We start from the raw sequence: 15,969 nt of genomic DNA on the forward strand, positions 1-15,969 counted from the left end.
TTGCCGTATGAGGACAACGATGCGGCAGGCCGCGCGGGCCACAGGGCATCTGCTCCTCGTCGCCCTGATGGCGTTCTGCCTGTGGATCTTCATCACGGTGCTGCTCATCACGGCCATCGGGACGCTCGCGGTGGTCGGGGCGTGGCTGTTGCCGGAGACGGTGCTGCTGGTGCGGCGGATCGCGGGGGCCAAGCGGGGGATGACCGCCGCGTGGACCGGGCAGCGGATCCCCGAGGCGTACCAGCCGATCACCGGGACCGTGCGGGAGCGGATCCGGATCGCCGTACGGGATCCGGGGACGTTCACCGACTTCCGGTGGATGGTCGCCGACTACTTCTACGGTGCCCTGCTGCTGTTCGCGCTGCCGCTGTGGCCCGTCGGGCTGGTCGTCGACGGCGTGTGGTGCGGGCTGCTGCGACGGACGCCGGTCGTGCTGCCGTTGATCACGCGGATCGCGGATCTGGAGGCCGACTGGTCGACCGCCCTGCTCAAGCCGTCACCGAAGGCCCAACTCGCCGCCCGCGTCGAGGAGTTGGCCGCCACCCGCGCCGACGCCATCGCCGCGCACGGCGCCGAACTGCGCCGTATCGAACGCGATCTGCACGACGGCGCCCAGGCCAACCTGGTCGCCCTCTCCATGCGCATCGGGCTCGCCAAACGCGCCTACGACCGCGACCCGGACACCGGACGCAAACTGCTGGACGAGGCCCAGGCGCAGGCCGAACAGGCGCTCACCGACCTGCGGAACGTCGTCCGCGGCATCCACCCGCCGATCCTCACCGACCGCGGCCTGGTCGGCGCGGTGCGTGCGCTCGCTGCCGGCAGTGGGCTCCAAGTGACCGTGGAGGTCGAGCGGTTGGAGGACGACGGGGTGCGGGCGCCGGCCGCCGTCGAGGCCGCCGCCTACTTCGTCGTCGCCGAGGCGCTCACCAACGCCGCCAAGTACAGCGGCGCGTCCCGTGCCTCGGTCCAACTCGCCCGGATGAAGCGCGGGTTGCGGGTGCGGGTGGCAGACGAGGGGAGCGGTGGCGCCGACGAGAAGGGCGGCTCGGGGCTGCTCGGGATGCGGCGGCGGGTCGCCGCGCTCGACGGGACGGTGGAGCTGTCCAGCCCGGTCGGCGGACCTACGGTGATCGAGGTACGGCTGCCCTGCGTGTGGTGACGGACCTCAACCGGTCGCCAACCGGTCACCGATCAGCCCCCGTTGAACCCCGCCACCCCGACTCCGGCCCCGTCGACCCTCCTCACCCGGCGCCGTCAGCCCGCGTTCAGCTCCGTCAACTGGCCCAGCGGCAGCGTGTGGTGGGTCTGGAGGACCTTCGCGCGCAGGTAGCGGACGTTGTGCGCGGTCTTGAAGACGCCGGTGGGGACGCGGTCGCGGACGGAGATGCCGAGGGAGCGCAACTGGTCGGCCTTGTCGGGGTTGTTGGACAGCAGGTCCAGCTCGTCGATCCCCAGGGACCGGAGCATCTGGGCCGCCGCCGTGTAGTCGCGGGCGTCCTCGGGCAGACCCAGGGCCGCGTTCGCCTCGTACGTGTCCAGGCCCTGGTCCTGAAGGGCGTACGCGTCGAGCTTGTTGTAGAGGCCGATGCCCCGGCCCTCCTGGCGCAGGTAGAGCAGGACGCCACCGCGCTCGGCTATGCGCTCCACCGCCTCGCGCAGCTGCGGGCCGCAGTCGCAGCGGGCCGACCCGAAGACGTCACCGGTCAGGCACTCGGAGTGCAGGCGGACCAGCGGGGTGGTGCCGGGGGCCGGTTGGCCCAGGACGACCGCCACGTGTTCCTGGCCGTCGGTCAGGCCGTGGAAGGTGACCATCTCGGTGTCGACGCTGTAGCCGTCGTGGAAGCGCAGCGGGACCCGGACGCGGGAGCGCGGCGTTGCGGCAGGGAAGTCGGGCATGCGGGTTCTCCCGGTCCGGTGGGCGGTTTTCGAGCTGGATCTGCTTCAAAACTGAAGCACATCCACGATCACGGACCCTACCTCATGCTTGAAATTTGAAGCAACAGATTTGTGGGACGGGTCACGTACGAGGGGTCACTCTCAGGGCGAGGGCGTCCCCCCGCAGGACGAGGACGACCGGCGGCGCCACGGGACGTCCTCCCGCTTGGCCTCGGTCCCGTCGCCCTCCAGCGCCCGCACGATCCCGGCGCTGATCTCCTCCAACTGACCCACCTGCTCCGGGGTGAGATGGTCGAAGATGGCCGCGCGGACCGTCTCGACATGCCCCGGAGCAGTCCGCACCAGGGTCTCCATGCCGGCGTCGGTGAGCACCGCGGTGCTGCCCCGCTTGTCCGACGGGCACCCCTCGCGCCGTACCAGACCGTCCTTCTCCAGCCGGGTCACCGCGTACGTCAGCCGGCTCCGGGTGATCTTCGACTTCTCGGCGAGGTCGGTCATCCGCAGCCGGTGGTCCGGTACGTCGGAGAGGTTCGCCAGGATGGAGTAGTACAGGTGGGGCATGCCGGCGTCCTGCTGGAGCTGCCGGTCGATCGCGTCCTCCAGGAGGTGCGTCGCGGCGATGTACGCGCGCCATGCGCGCTGCTCCTCAGGAGTGAGCCAGCGAGTCGTCATGGGACCAGTGTAGGTTTGTTTCAAACTTGAACCAAGCCCCGCCCTTCGATCGAGCCGGGAGCGCGTCGATGCCCCACCCGTACGTCCTGCTGTCCGCCGCCGTCTCCCTCGACGGCTACCTCGACGACACCGGCCCCGAGCGCCTCCTGCTCTCCTCCCCGGCCGACTTCGACCGCGTCGACGAGGTACGGGCGTCCGTCGACGCGATCCTGGTCGGCGCCGGCACGATCCGCGCCGACAACCCCCGCCTGCTGGTGAACTCGCCCGAGCGCCGGGCCGCCCGCGTGGCGTCGGGCCGGCCGGAGTACCCCCTCAAGGTCACGGTCAGCGCCACCGGCGACCTCGACCCGGCCGCCAACTTCTGGCACACGGGCGGCGAGAAGGTCCTGTACACGACGGACAAGGGCGCGGAACGGGCGCGCGACCTGGGCATCGCGGCCGACGTCGTCCCGCTCGGCGCCGACCTGGACTGGCGCGCACTCCTGACCCATCTCCACGAGGTGCGCGGCATCGACCGCCTCATGGTCGAGGGCGGCGGCACGATCCACACCCAGCTCCTCCAGCAGGGCCTCGCGGACGAACTCCACCTGGTCCTGTCCCCGCTCTTCGTGGGCACGCCGACCGCGCCCCGCCTCTTCGGCCCGGGTCCGTACCAGCCCGGCCGCCTCCGCCTCCTCGAAACCCGGCAGATCGAGGACGTCGTCCTCATGCGCTACGAGCCCACCGCCCCCGGCACCGGCTCCCTCCCCACCGCCGCCGACCACCACTGGCTCCGCCTCGCCTGCGAACTGGCCACCCACTGCCCGCCCTCCACCACCGCCTTCAGCGTCGGCGCGGTGGTGGTCGCCGCCGACGGCACGGAGCTGGCCCGCGGCCACTCCCGAGAGGCCGGCGACCCGGTGGTCCACGCCGAGGAGGCGGCCCTGGCCAAGCTCGCCCCGACGGACCCCCGCCTTCCGTCCGCCACGATCTACAGCAGCCTCGAACCCTGCGCCCACCGAGCCTCCCGCCCCAAGCCCTGCGCCCAGCTCATCCTCGACGCGGGGGTACGCCGAGTGGTGACGGCCTGGCGCGAGCCGGACACGTTCGTGACGGCGGCGGACGGGAACGGGTTGTTGGCGGGGCGGGGGGTCGAGGTGGTGGTGATCCCGGAGTACGAGGAGCGAGCGAAGGCGCCCAACTCCCACCTCCTGGCCTGACGTCCACCCCTGCCCTGTCGGTCCAATCGGCCCAACAGATCCTGCGCCCCACTCCCCGAACGGTCACTCTGCGAGAGACCCGAATGGACATAAGCGGAGGAAAAGATGGCCGTGAGGTCACTCACAAGACGAGCCGCCGCGCTCCTGATCGCGCCCCTTCTCACCGTGACCGTCGCCTCGTGCGGCAGCGCGGACCCCGGTACCCGGACCATGGCCCGCGCCCTCCCCCCGGACGCCACGTTCACCCACCCCGGCGTGCTCGTCAGCAAGGCGCAGCTGGACACCGTACGAAAGAACGTCACCGCCGGGAAGCAGCCGTGGCTGAAGGCGTTCCTGGACATGCGGGACAGCAAGTACGGGTCGTACAAGTACCGGCCCGAGCCGTACGAGAACGTCGACTGTCCCTGGGGCGGCAAGGTCGCGCAGGGGTGTGTGGAGGAGCGGGAGGACGCGATCGCCGCGTACACACAGGCACTGCTCTTCAGCGTCACCGGCAAGCAGGAGCACGCGCTGAAGGCGCGGGAGATCATGGACGCCTGGTCGGCGAAGATCAAGCGGCACTCCGAGGAGGACGCCGGACTGCAGACCGCGTGGGCCGGGTCGACATGGGCGCGGGCGGCGGAGATCGTGCGGTACGCGCCGGGTGCCGGGTGGCCGGCCGACCGGGTCGCACGGTTCGAGAAGATGCTGCGTACGGCGTATCAGCCGTACGTCACCGAGAAGCTGCCCGACTACAACGGCAACTGGGACCTCGCGATGACCGACGCGGCGATCGGCATCGCCGTCTTCACCAACGACCACAAGGCCTTCGACGCCGCCCTCGCCCGGTTCCGCGACCGCGTGCCCGCCTACTTCTACCTGGAGAAGGACGGCAAGGTCCCGCTCACCGTGGCCGGCTCGACCATGAACACGCCGCAGAAGCTGACGACGTACTGGTTCAAGCAGGGGACGTACAAAGACGGCGTCGCGCAGGAGACCTGCCGCAACTTCAAGCACGTCGGCTACTCGCTCGCCGCCACCGCGCACATCGCCGAGACCGCCTGGCACCAGGGCGTCGACCTGTACGGCGAGGTCAAGGACCGGCTGACCGCGGCGCTCGCCTTCCACGCCCGCTACCAGCTGGGCGAGAACCCGCCCGCGTGGCTGTGCGGCGGCAAGGTCGACCGGAACATGGGCCCCGACCTGGAGGTCGCCCTCAACCACCTGGAGGGCCGACTCGGCGGCTCCGTCCCGGCCGCCCACAAGCTGGCCGAGGAGACCCGCCCGGCCGGTACCGACGATCTCTTCGTCTCCTGGGAGACCCTGACCCACGCCGGAAACCCGGCGACCTGACCGGCCCGGTCGCTCCCCGGCCGCTCCCGTCCCGATCTCTCCTTGGTCACTCCCGTCCCGCGGATGGCGTACAGTGGAGAACACAACGGCGCGGGGTGGAGCAGCTCGGTAGCTCGCTGGGCTCATAACCCAGAGGTCGCAGGTTCAAATCCTGTCCCCGCTACTGACGGCACAGGGCCGGAGTCCAGATCATCGGATTCCGGCCCTGAGTCATTTCCCGCCCCTGTCTTCGGGCTCTCTTCGGCCGTTGTCACGCCCGGTGAGCAGGCGAATGCCCTCCGCCCAACAACTGACATCCCGTCAACAGCTCTGTTCATTCCCGGGCTTGGTCAACTCGCCCGATTTTCACCGGTCATGGCCCGAACGTCCTGCGTGAAAACGTTAATGATCAAGCCGAACAGCTTGGAATCCCCACCCCGTGTCTATTAACGTTCGATAACGCAGCGCGGTCGTCCCAGCCGTCACAAGAGTCGGCTCCGTGCGCACGCGCCGAATCCCGCAAGGGAACCGGGGAACCACCAACTTGGGGTGAATCGCGAGTAGTCCGTCGTGTACGCACGACCGGTTTACGCGCGTAGGAGACCTTCCTGCTCCGAACCCGTCAGCTAACCCGGTAGGCGAGAAGGAAGGAAAGGAGTACGCCCAGGTGGCGTCCAACCCCCCTGCCCCGGCGGCCCCGTCCGTGCCGAGCCAGCGTGACAACGAGACGTTCGGCTACGGCGGATACCGCACCGACGAGGGCCCTTGGGAGGAATGGAACCCCACCGAGGATTCCGTCCGCCCCAACCGCGGTCGCCACCGCGTCTCCAAGCAGCGCGGCGGCGGCGGGGGATTCGCCCGCAGCTCCACCGTCCTGGGCGTCGGTGTCATAGCCGCGGTGAGCGCGGGCGGCATGGCCAGCGCCAACACCGGCAAGCCGCCGGTCTCCATCTCCGTGCCCGACCTGCCGAACGTCGGCTCGGTCTTCGGCGAGACCTCCACCCCCGCCGCCAAGGGCTCCGCGACCGCCCTCAGCAGCGTCGGTGTGACCTCCACCGAGACCGAGCAGGGCACCAAGGACGCCGGCGAGGTGCTGCGCGACCGCATCATGGCGCAGGCCGAGTCCCAGCGCGTCCAGGTCGACAGCAAGGTCCAGTACGCCACCGAGGCCTCCCTCTCCAAGCAGGTCGACGAGGCCGCCGCGAAGGCGGAGAAGGCGGCCGCCGAGAAGGCCGCCGCCGCGAAGAAGAAGGCGGAGGCGGAGGCCAAGAAGAAGGCCGAGGCCGCGAAGCTGGCGGAACTGGCCACGCAGTACCGCCTGCCGGTCGCCTCCTACACGATCACCGGCACCTTCGGGCAGGCCGGTTCCCTGTGGTCCTCCGGCTACCACACGGGCCTCGACTTCGCCGCCCCCACGGGCACGCTCATCAAGGCCATCCACAGCGGCACCGTCACGGAGGCCGGCTGGGCTGGCTCGTACGGCTACCGCACGATCCTCACCCTCGACGACGGTACGGAGCTGTGGTTCTGCCACCAGTCGTCGATCGGCGTGAGCGTGGGCCAGAAGGTCGCCACCGGCGATGTCATCGGCCGCGTGGGCGCCACCGGCAACGTGACCGGGGCGCACCTGCACCTGGAGGTCCACCCGAACGGCCAGGCCGACGGGATCGACCCGATGGCGTGGCTGCGCAGCAAGGGCCTCACCCCCTGACACAGGCCGCTGTCGAAAAGCACCGATAGGCATCGCCAAGTTCCCGGAACAGCGGACTCCGCTTGTTTACGGGAACTTTGCGGCTCCCGCGGAAGACCGGTCTCCGCTGCCGGCGTTGATGTGAAGCATGACGTCCTCCTCTGCTTCTCTGCGCAAGCTCGGCTCCTCCGACCTGGAGGTCTTCCCCCTTTCCCTCGGCGGCAACGTCTTCGGCTGGACGGCCGACGAGGCGACCTCCTTCGCCGTCCTGGACGCCTACGCGGCGGCCGGCGGCAACTTCGTCGACACCGCCGACTCCTACACGGCCTGGATCGAGGGCAACTCCGGCGGCGAGTCCGAGACGATCATCGGCAAGTGGGTCAAGGCCCGCGGCAACCGCTCCGACATCGTCATCGCGACCAAGGTCAGCCAGCACCCCGACTACAAGGGCCTGTCCGGCGCGAATATCAAGGCCGCCGCCGACGCCTCGCTGCGCCGCCTGGAAACCGACTACATCGACCTCTACTACACCCACTTCGACCAGCCCGAGGTCCCGGTCGAGGAGATCATCGGCGCGCTCGACGAGCTGGTGCGGTCGGGCAAGGTACGCAACATCGCCGTCTCCAACATCACGCCGGAGCGGCTGCGGGAGTCCCTGGAGTTCTCCGACCGCGAGGACCTGGCCCGGTACGTGGCCATCCAGCCCCACTACAACCTGGTCTCCCGCGACACCTACGAGGGCGAGCTGCGGGACATCGCCGCCACCGCGGGCCTCGCCGCCGTCCCCTACTTCGCCCTGGCCGCCGGCTTCCTCACCGGGAAGTACCGGCCCGGTACGACGGTGGAGAGCGCGCGAGCGGGCCGCGCCGGCGCCTACCTGGAGTCGGAGCGGGGGCAGCGGGTGCTGACCGCCCTCGACGAGATCGCCGCCGCCCATGACGCGCAGGTCGCGACCGTGGCCCTGGCCTGGCTCGCCGCCCAGCCGACGGTGGCCGCCCCGATCGCGTCCGCCCGCACGCTTGAGCAGCTGCCCGCCCTGCTGGCGGTGGCGGACCTGACCCTGACGGAGACGGAGATCGACCGCTTGACGCAGGCGTCGGCCTGACCGATCTCCGGCGTACGCGGTTGATCTACGGCTGGTACGGGTTGTACGCGGGGTACGGCGACGCCGGATAGGCGGGCTGCGCCGGATACCCGTACACCCCGTGCACCGGCCAGGGCGGGGCGGTCACCGCGACCGGCGGGGCCGTCGTCCTGGCCGCGTAGTCCAGCGCCGGACGGGCCACGTCCTTGCGGGCCCACAACTCGGCGAGCAGTTCCCTCTCCCGTACGACGAAGTCGGCGCCGGCTCGGCCGCGGCGCCCCCGGTGCCGTAGGAAGGCCAGGGAGGTCGCGTACGCCTCGTACTGGGCGACCGCCCGTGCCGCGGGCTTGCCGTAGTGGCGGGCGGCGTAGTCGCGGGCCAGGCGGCGGGCGCGCATGGAGCCGAGGGCGAACGGCTCGGCGGGGGTGAGCCAGCCGGCCATGGTGTAGGCGGGGAGTTCCTCGCGCACGGTCCGCAGTTCGCGCTGCCGGGTCCAGATGACCAGCCAGGTCAGCAGCCCGAACGAGGGCACCATGAACACGGCGTACACCCCGAAGAACCCGTACTCGCCGAACGTCGACGAGCTGTTCCAGAACGCGTGCATGCCCATCGCGAGCAGCAGCCCGGACAGCGGGACGAGGACGCGGCGCAGGTGCTGGCGGTCGCCCGAGAGCGCGGCGATGCCGAAGCCGATGCCGGTGCAGACGGTGAAGAGGGGGTGCGCGAACGGCGACATGATGATGCGGACGAAGAAGGTCGCCGCCGTGACGGAGGCGATGCCGCGGTCGCCGGTCAGCTGGTCGGTGCCGAAGGCGGTCCCCAGGTAGAGGATGTTCTCGGTGAACGCGAAGCCGGTGGCGGTGACGCCGGCTATCACCACCCCGTCGACGATCCCGGTGAAGTCCCGGCGCCGGAACAGGAAGACGAGCAGGACGGCCGCGGCCTTGGCCGACTCCTCGACGATCGGGGCTATCACCGTCGCGCCGAGGGTGTCCGCGCTGGAGGGGTCCGCGGTCGCCGTCGCGATCCATCTGGTCGCGAAGCTGTTGGCGACGATCGCTATCAGCGCCGCCGCGCAGGCGCCCCAGGCGAAGGCGAAGAGCAGATTGCGCCACGGGCCCGGTTCGACCCGGTCGAGCCAGCGGAAGGCGGCTATGAGGAGCGGTACGGGCAGCACGGCGAGGCCGAGTCCGACCAGGAACCCCTCGGTGCCGGTCTGTTGACGCACCAGGGCGAGAATGACGAGCCCGGAGAGCGCGAGCAGGGTACTGAGCGCGCCGTACCGCACCCACCGCCGCTGCCACCAGTGGGCGTGCCCGAGCGCACCACCGGCGGGATCGCCGGCGTACGGCGGATTCGTCGGGTACGGGGGACACGTGGCCACGGCATTGACCCTAACGAGGGAGGGCGCCGCCCGCGCTGCCCGCGGAGGCTTCAGGCGCCGGTGGGGGGTTGTCGGTCGTGCTGCTGTTCGCGGTCCTGGTCGCTGGGCTCTTCGCGATGCTGTACGCGACGGAAGAGCAGGTCGTTCACGACATGTCCCTTCTCCAGCCCCTGGCCCTCGAAACGGGTCAGCGGCCGGAACTCCGGACGCGACGCGAAACCGCCGTCGGCCGCCGTGTTCTCGAACTCCGGGTGCGCGCTCAGCACTTCGAGCATCTGTTCGGCGTACGGCTCCCAGTCGGTCGCGCAGTGGACGATGCCGCCGGGTCTGACGCGGCTCGCGACGAGGTCCAGGAACTCCGGCTGGATCAGCCGCCGCTTGTGGTGCCGCTTCTTCGGCCACGGGTCCGGGAAGTAGACGCGCAGTCCGTCGAGCGCGTCCGGGGCGAGCATCTCGCGCAGCAGGATGATCGCGTCGCCGTTGCCGACGCGGACGTTGGGCAGGCCGCTCTGGTCGGCGAGGTTCAGCAGATTCCCCTGACCCGGGGTGTGCACGTCCACGGCGAGGATGTTGGTGCCCGGGTCGGCAGCGGCCATCTGCGCGGTGGCCTCACCCATGCCGAAGCCGATCTCCAGCACGACCCGGTTGGCGTTCCCGAACAACTCGCCGAGATCCAGCACCCGCTGCCCGTCGATGTCCAGCCCCCACTTGGGCCACAACCGCTGCAACGCGTCCGCCTGCCCGGCGGTCACCCGACTCCGCCGCGGCTGAAAACTACGGATCCGCCGCTCGAAGTGCGACCCCGCGGGATCCGGCATGGGCCCGTCGGGAAACCGGGGTTCCCCCTTGGCCCGGGTGTGACGGAGGGATTCGCCGGGGGTGTGGGGGTGCGTGGGGGTGCCGTCCGCATCGGCGTGTGCGACCTGCTCCGCGGTCTCGGGGCGCTCGTCGGGGGCGGGCGCGGCGGGGCGGGGCGTCTCGGGGATGTTGGGTGACTCAGACACAGTGGGTCGATTTTACGGGTGTCGGGGTGGGAGTTGTACGGGGAGCGAGGGTCGGCACGGTGACCCCTCTGCGGGCAGGCGCAGCGACCCGGCTCAGTCCAGCACCGCCAGCGCCCGCCGTGCCACCTCCCGGCCGATCGGCAGGGACGCCGTGGCCGCCGGGGAGGGGGCGTTCAGTACATGGACCGTGCGTGGGCCCTCCTTGATCAGGAAGTCGTCCACCAGCGTGCCGTCCCGGAGCACCGCCTGCGCGCGCACCCCGGCCGCCGAGGGCACCAGGTCGTCCGGCGTCACGGCCGGCAACAGCCTGCGGACCGCCGTCGTGAACGCCCCCTTCGACACCGACCTGTGCAGCTCACCCGTCCCGTAGCGCCAGTGCTGCCGGGCCATCCGCCACGCGCCCGGCCAGGCCAGCGTGCCCGCCGTCTCCCGGGGCCGTACGACGCCCCAGCCGTACCCCTCCCGGGCCAGCGCCGGAACCGCGTTCGGGCCGACGTGCACGCCTCCGTCGATCCCCCGGGTGAGATGCACGCCGAGGAACGGGAACGCCGGATCCGGTACGGGATACACCAGCCCCCGCACCAGCTCGGGCCGCGCCAGCGCGTAGTACTCGCCGCGGAACGGCACGATCCGCATCTCCGGGTCGTCCCCGGTCAACCGGGCCACCTCGTCGCAGTGCAGCCCGGCACAGTTCACCAGCACGCGCGCGCGGATGACGTCCCCGCGGGCGGTGCGGACGGCGACCCCCCGCTCCGGGCGCCGGTCCACCTGGACGACCCGAGAGCCGTACCGGATCTCCGCGCCGGACGCGTGCGCCAGCTGCCGGGCGACGCCGACGAAGTCGCACACCCCGGTCGTCCCGACGTGTATGGCGGCCAGGCCGCGCACCTCGGGCTCGTACTCCGCGATCTGCGCGGCGCCCAGCTCCCGTACCGGAATCCCGTTCTCCCGGCCGCGCTGCACGAGCGCGTGCAGGCGGGGCAGCTCGTCCCGCCGGGTCGCGACGATCAGCTTCCCGGTGACGGCGTGCGCGATGCCGTACTCGGCGCAGAACTTCACCATCTCGGCGGCCCCGCGCACCGCGTACCGCGCCTTCAGCGAGCCCGGCCGGTAGTAGATCCCGCTGTGGATGACCCCACTGTTCCGCCCGGTCTGATGCCGGGCGGGCCCCGGCTCCTTCTCCAGCACGGTCACCCGCGTGCCGGGCGCCGCCCGCGTGATCGCATACGCCGCCGACAGCCCGACGATGCCCCCACCGACCACGAGCACGTCAGAGTCGTAAACGCTCCGGGACACCACCGGCACCACCTCCCACCACCGATAGTGCACTGCGCCACTGACAGCCACTTCAAACGCAGGGGAGTGCATGTCCCTCAGGGGCGCGGGGCTGTGTCGATGTGCGGCTCCGCCGCGTGGGCGCGACAAGCCACGACGTACCCGCACTCGCGACACGACATCAGCCACGCAGACGACTGGGCGCCCCTACGCCGGAGCCATCAGCAACGGCCGAGCCCTCTCCCGCAGCTCGACAACCCGCGGCTCATCCCCATACGGCTCCAACCGATGCAGAAGATCCTTCACGTACTCCGTCGTCCGAGCCGAAGAGATCCGCCCGGCAACCTCCACCGCCCGCACCCCCTGCTCGCACGCCGCGTCAAGGTTCCCCGACTCCAGCTCCGCGACCGCCGAGACGACCAACCGCAGCCCGTGCGACCGCACGAACTCCTCCGTCGGTTTCGACAGGGCCTGTTCAGTGAACCGCCGCACCTGACGAGGAGCCTTCAGATCGCGATAGCACTCCGCCGCGTCCGCCGCGAACCGGTCGTAGGAGTAGAACCCCAGCCAGGACGGATCGTTGTCGCCCTCCCGGGACCGCTCCAGCCACCCCTCCGCAGCCTTCAGCGCCGCCCCGGCCGCGACCGCGTCACCCGCGCGCGCGTGGGCACGGGCCTCGACCAGCCGGAAGAAGCTCATCGTGCGGGCCGTGGCAAGACCTCTGTTGCGCTCCAGCGCGGCCTGCGCGAGATCGACGCCCTCGTCGCCGAAGCCCCGGTAGGTCGCCTGCAACGACATCGACGCCAGCACATACCCGCCGAGCGGCACGTCCGCCGCCGCGCGGGCGAGCCGCAGCGCCTGGATGTAGTACCGCTGCGCCGCCTCCTGTTGACCCGTGTCGAAGGCCATCCAGCCCGCGAGCCTGGTCAGTTCGGCGGAGGCGCCGAACAGCGCCCGGCCGACCTCGTCGGAGTACGAGCCGAGCAGCAGCGGTGCCGCCTCCACCCGTAAACACTCGGGCACCATCGATGAACGCCAGTCGCCGCCCCCGTACTTGGAGTCCCAGCGCCTGGCGTCCTCGGCGGCCTCCCGCAGTTTCAGCACGTCGCTGTGGCCGACTTTGAGCGGTGCGCCGGAGCCCTCGCCGGGGTTCACCTCTCGGGCGACCGAACTGTCGGCCGGGGTTATCAGCCACCGTGAGGCGGGCGTTGCGTATGCGCTGACTGCGAACGATCCGGCGAGCGACTGCCAGATGCCACCGGTGCCTGCGCGCCGGCCCGCGAGGTCGAGACGGTAGAGCTCCGTCGCCGACCGCACCGCCTGTCCGACGTCCCGGGGGAAGGCGAGGCCCACCTCCGGTGCGGGATCCGCGTCCGCCAGGCCGATCTCGTGGAGCGGCACCGGGCGGCCGAGCTTCTGGCCGATCGCGGCAGCGATGAGGTGCGGCGCGGCACCCTGCGGCACCATCCCCTTCGACACCCAGCGCGCGACCGACGTCTTGTCGTAGCGAAGAGTCAACCCGCGTTGAGCGCCAAGATCGTTGACGCGACGCGCGAGTCCTGCGTTGCTGATTCCCGCGAGGGCGAGAACGGCGCCGAGTTTTTCGTTCGGCCCGCGTTGCTCCCTGGACATGCGCCACCCCTCGACACAGACGGCTGCCGCGCTGGCATAACCACGCGGCATTCGTAAACCCAGCGTAGTTCGCCGCATCCCAAGCGTTAAGGGGCATTGTTCCGGATGGCGGGATTGTGGTCCGTACTGAAGTGCGGGTCCGATACGGGCTGTTGTGCCGTGCTCCCATTGTGTGGCCGTGCGCCCGTCCGTGCGCTCTTCTCCGGCCATCGGGGGAGCGGTTCCATGGACCGTGCGTGGGTCGGCCCGCTGTACTGGATCCAGTGGGCTGGGGGACACCGCCGCCTCCATCCCCGCGGGCGGCGGAGAAGTCCGGGAGGCGATCTCCGCCTCCCGGGCTGCGCGCCTGTGCAGCGGTGCGCAGGGCATGTACGGAGCGTGTGCACGCCTGTCTCCGTATCGCCGATTTGGCCGAAAACCGACCCCCTTATCACGGGCTAATCAGCGCTCCTACCATGGCAGTTGAGGGCGCGAAGGGTGTTTTCGGGGCGCGCTCCGGGGGCGCATTCGAGTCGTAGACACCGTGCCCAATAGGGGAGTTGACCTACCCCCGAGGGTGGGCGCGGGGGCGCGTTTCGGGGAGCGCAAGCGGCGCCACCACCCCTCCGAGGTGCGTCCTTCATGGCAGCATGGGGAACCAGTTCGTACGGTGCACTGGTTGTCCACAGGCTGTGGAGGCGTCGATGCGGTGGTTGGTGGGATGGAGCAGTACCGCCGCTGGGACCGCCACGATCGGTTCCGCGGGGGCCACGGGGCTCGACGGCGAGACCGTCCACCCGGTGGGCTCCCAACTCCTTTGGGGTGACCCCGATCCGCTGTGGGCGGTCGGCGACTGGCGCCCCGACGAGGTGCGGGTCGTGCGGGCCGACGCCCAGAACCGGATCGCGGTCCTCGGCACCTGCGGGGCCACCGACGAGGAGCTGCGGGTCGGGCTGTTCGCCGCGCGCGGAGGCGCACTTCGCCATCTGACGGCCTGGCCGGGCAGCTACACGGCCATCGTCCAGGTGGGCCGCCGGGTCACCGTCTGCGGCGATCTGGCGGGCATGCGGCCGGTGTTCTACACCCCCTGGGCGGGCGGCACGGCGTACGCCACGGCCGCGCTGCCGCTGGCCGACCTCATCGAGGCGAACCTCGACTTCGGTCATCTGGCGGCCCTGTTGGCGGCTCCTGACGTCCCGGCGGCCGTGCACGACTCCACCCCGTACGACGGCGTACGGCGCATTCCACCGGGGCACACGCTGATCCTGCGCGCCGGCGCACGCGAGATCGCCGGCTACGAGCAGGTCGCCTCCCTCGCGGTGGCGGCGCCCTCGGCGGACCCGGACAGCGCGGTCGACGCGGTGCGCGACGCACTGGTCGAGGCGGTACGCGCGCGACTGTCGGCGCCTCGGCATGTCCCCGGGGCCGACATAGACCCAGGTCCTGTCCCCGGCATGGGACCCGCGGAACGGCGTGCCGCGCGCGGGATGCCGGTCGCGGGCATCGGCGCCGACCTCTCCGGCGGCCCCGCCTCGGGCACCCTGGCGCTGCTCGCGGCCGGCCTGCCGGGCATGCCGGGCACGGTCCTGGGCCACGGCACGGGCGCGGGGGAGCGGCTGCTGGCGGTCACCTTCAACGACCTGGCGGTGGGCGGCCGCGAGTCGGAACTGGAACGGGCGGGCACGCTGGCAGCCAACCCGCGCCTGCACCACGTGGTCGTGACGGGCGGCGAGGAGACGCTCCCCTATGCGGACCTCGACGGCCCCTTGACCGACGAGCCAGGCCCATCCCTCATCTCGGCCGCCCGCCACCGCGCCCGCCTCGCCGCCGGCAGCGCGGACCACTTCACGGGCTACGGCGCCCGGCAGGTCCTGGACGCGCACCCGGCCCGCCTGGCCGACCTCCTGATGGACCGCAAACGCCGCCACCTGGTGCGCCCCGTGGCCGCGCTCGCCAAGGCGGACGGCTCGGTGATGGTCCCCGCGCGCGTGTACGGCGCGGCTCGCCGACTGGCCCGCACGCCCTACCTCGAAGGCCTGGAGCTGCTCGGCGAGCGCCTGATGCAGCGCCGCTTCGAGGAGCCGGGCGGTGCCGTCGGGGCGTCCCTGTCCGCGCTCACCTGGGCCAGACCGGGCCCCGCGGCCCGCTGGCTGACCGGTGAGGCGCTAGCTGAAGTATCGGTTCGCCTCCAGACCTCCACGAACCGCTCGGGCATCGGCCCGGGCCAACGCCCCGGCGACCATCGCGCGCGTGCGGCCCTGTTCCGCCACGCGGCAGACCTACGAGTCCTGGAACAAGCAGCCGAGATCCGCTCCCAACGCCTCCACGCCCCCTTCCTCGACAACCAGGTGGTCCGCGCCTGCCGCGCCCTCCCGGAGGCCCTCCGAGTCCAACCAGGCGCCCGAGCGGCCATCCTCCGCACGGTCCTGGAGGGCGCGGGCGTAACCGACCTCCCCCCAGGCTGGGGCGCCCCCACCCACGCCCCCACAGCGGCCGCGGCCCGCAAGGGCCTACGAGTAGCCGCAGACTCGTTGATGTCCCTCTTCGGCACGCCCCTCCTGGCGGAGGCGGGCCTGGTCGAAGCACGGGTGGTCCGCAAGGCCCTACGCGCAGCGGCGGAGGGCGAACCCCTCCCCCTCGACGGCCTGGCCGACCTGGTCTCCCTAGAACTCTGGCTCCGCCGCCTACTCTCCCGCCGAGGCACATGCTGGACAGGAACCCCGGCGCGCCAGAGGGCGGTACCGGCGGGCATCACACCGAGGCGGGGGGCGCTGGCTTCGGGGGGTGGGGCGGGGGTGGCGTAAGGGTGTTTCGGAGGCGGGGCAATTGCGCGCGCACTT

Annotated in this window: 12 protein-coding genes, 1 tRNA gene and 1 riboswitch; of the genes, 7 read left to right on the plus strand and 6 right to left on the minus strand. The window is 71.3% G+C overall.

Annotated features, from left to right (window positions below):
• The first annotated feature begins 7 nt into the window (after positions 1-7).
• Positions 8-1,162 carry a histidine kinase gene (locus ACWDR3_RS23530; protein WP_450354496.1) on the plus strand — a complete coding sequence of 385 codons (1,155 nt, stop codon included), beginning with the start codon at positions 8-10 and terminating at the stop codon, positions 1,160-1,162.
• 95 nt (positions 1,163-1,257) lie between these two features.
• On the opposite strand, the gene ACWDR3_RS23535 is transcribed toward ACWDR3_RS23530, so the two are convergent.
• Both ACWDR3_RS23535 and ACWDR3_RS23540 read right to left on the minus strand, forming a co-directional pair.
• Positions 1,258-1,899, minus strand: a complete 642-nt coding sequence (locus ACWDR3_RS23535) for a GTP cyclohydrolase II (RefSeq protein ID WP_450354497.1) — start codon at positions 1,897-1,899, stop codon at positions 1,258-1,260.
• 141 nt (positions 1,900-2,040) lie between these two features.
• Positions 2,041-2,571 carry a MarR family winged helix-turn-helix transcriptional regulator gene (locus ACWDR3_RS23540; RefSeq protein ID WP_450354498.1) on the minus strand — a complete coding sequence of 177 codons (531 nt, stop codon included), beginning with the start codon at positions 2,569-2,571 and terminating at the stop codon, positions 2,041-2,043.
• A gap of 68 nt (positions 2,572-2,639) precedes the next feature.
• Here ACWDR3_RS23540 and ACWDR3_RS23545 point away from each other — a divergent pair, with 68 nt between their 5' ends.
• The 5 genes from ACWDR3_RS23545 to ACWDR3_RS23565 all read left to right on the plus strand — a co-directional run bounded on the left by ACWDR3_RS23545 (position 2,640) and on the right by ACWDR3_RS23565 (position 7,876).
• On the plus strand, positions 2,640-3,770 hold the full coding sequence (locus tag ACWDR3_RS23545) for a dihydrofolate reductase family protein (protein ID WP_450354499.1): 1,131 nt from the start codon (positions 2,640-2,642) through the stop codon (positions 3,768-3,770).
• A 105-nt stretch (positions 3,771-3,875) separates the two neighbouring features.
• The gene (locus tag ACWDR3_RS23550) at positions 3,876-5,102 is read left to right on the plus strand and encodes an alginate lyase family protein (protein ID WP_450354500.1); all 1,227 of its coding nucleotides are present in this window, start codon (positions 3,876-3,878) and stop codon (positions 5,100-5,102) included.
• A gap of 89 nt (positions 5,103-5,191) precedes the next feature.
• Positions 5,192-5,265 (plus strand) — tRNA-Met (locus ACWDR3_RS23555).
• Between the two features lie 314 nt (positions 5,266-5,579).
• Positions 5,580-5,737: riboswitch (cyclic di-AMP (ydaO/yuaA leader) on the plus strand.
• A gap of 11 nt (positions 5,738-5,748) precedes the next feature.
• Positions 5,749-6,792: a M23 family metallopeptidase gene (locus ACWDR3_RS23560; RefSeq protein ID WP_450354502.1), complete on the plus strand. Its 1,044-nt coding sequence runs from the start codon at positions 5,749-5,751 to the stop codon at positions 6,790-6,792.
• 127 nt (positions 6,793-6,919) lie between these two features.
• Positions 6,920-7,876: an aldo/keto reductase gene (locus ACWDR3_RS23565; RefSeq protein ID WP_450354503.1), complete on the plus strand. Its 957-nt coding sequence runs from the start codon at positions 6,920-6,922 to the stop codon at positions 7,874-7,876.
• A gap of 25 nt (positions 7,877-7,901) precedes the next feature.
• Here ACWDR3_RS23565 and ACWDR3_RS23570 read toward each other — a convergent pair whose 3' ends face one another.
• From ACWDR3_RS23570 to ACWDR3_RS23585, 4 genes are all read right to left on the minus strand, one after another.
• Complete coding sequence (locus ACWDR3_RS23570) at positions 7,902-9,239, minus strand: PrsW family intramembrane metalloprotease (RefSeq protein ID WP_450354504.1); 1,338 nt, start codon at positions 9,237-9,239, stop codon at positions 7,902-7,904.
• A gap of 50 nt (positions 9,240-9,289) precedes the next feature.
• A complete protein-coding gene (gene trmB / locus ACWDR3_RS23575) occupies positions 9,290-10,243 on the minus strand; it encodes a tRNA (guanosine(46)-N7)-methyltransferase TrmB (protein WP_450354506.1) in 954 nt (317 codons plus the stop codon).
• 93 nt (positions 10,244-10,336) lie between these two features.
• A complete protein-coding gene (gene lhgO, locus ACWDR3_RS23580) occupies positions 10,337-11,572 on the minus strand; it encodes an L-2-hydroxyglutarate oxidase (protein ID WP_450354507.1) in 1,236 nt (411 codons plus the stop codon).
• 153 nt (positions 11,573-11,725) lie between these two features.
• Positions 11,726-13,150 (minus strand): MFS transporter, encoded by a 1,425-nt coding sequence (locus tag ACWDR3_RS23585; protein WP_123999417.1) that lies wholly within the window; start codon positions 13,148-13,150, stop codon positions 11,726-11,728.
• Positions 13,151-13,833: 683 nt separating this feature from the next.
• Here ACWDR3_RS23585 and ACWDR3_RS23590 point away from each other — a divergent pair.
• Positions 13,834-15,933 (plus strand): asparagine synthase-related protein, encoded by a 2,100-nt coding sequence (locus tag ACWDR3_RS23590; protein WP_450354508.1) that lies wholly within the window; start codon positions 13,834-13,836, stop codon positions 15,931-15,933.
• Positions 15,934-15,969: the final 36 nt, after the last annotated feature.

The sequence above is a fragment of the Streptomyces sp. NPDC001002 genome (assembly GCF_053599215.1).

What these genes read in the sequence shown, in the direction of transcription:
- ACWDR3_RS23550 (WP_450354500.1), top strand. Translation starts at nt 3,876, where the DNA reads ATGGCCGTGAGGTCACTCACAAGACGAGCCGCCGCGCTCCTGATCGCG.
- ACWDR3_RS23585 (WP_123999417.1), bottom strand. Translation starts at nt 13,150, where the DNA reads ATGTCCAGGGAGCAACGCGGGCCGAACGAAAAACTCGGCGCCGTTCTC.
- ACWDR3_RS23565 (WP_450354503.1), top strand. Translation starts at nt 6,920, where the DNA reads ATGACGTCCTCCTCTGCTTCTCTGCGCAAGCTCGGCTCCTCCGACCTG.
- ACWDR3_RS23530 (WP_450354496.1), top strand. Translation starts at nt 8, where the DNA reads ATGAGGACAACGATGCGGCAGGCCGCGCGGGCCACAGGGCATCTGCTC.
- ACWDR3_RS23540 (WP_450354498.1), bottom strand. Translation starts at nt 2,571, where the DNA reads ATGACGACTCGCTGGCTCACTCCTGAGGAGCAGCGCGCATGGCGCGCG.
- ACWDR3_RS23590 (WP_450354508.1), top strand. Translation starts at nt 13,834, where the DNA reads ATGCGGTGGTTGGTGGGATGGAGCAGTACCGCCGCTGGGACCGCCACG.
- ACWDR3_RS23535 (WP_450354497.1), bottom strand. Translation starts at nt 1,899, where the DNA reads ATGCCCGACTTCCCTGCCGCAACGCCGCGCTCCCGCGTCCGGGTCCCG.
- ACWDR3_RS23545 (WP_450354499.1), top strand. Translation starts at nt 2,640, where the DNA reads ATGCCCCACCCGTACGTCCTGCTGTCCGCCGCCGTCTCCCTCGACGGC.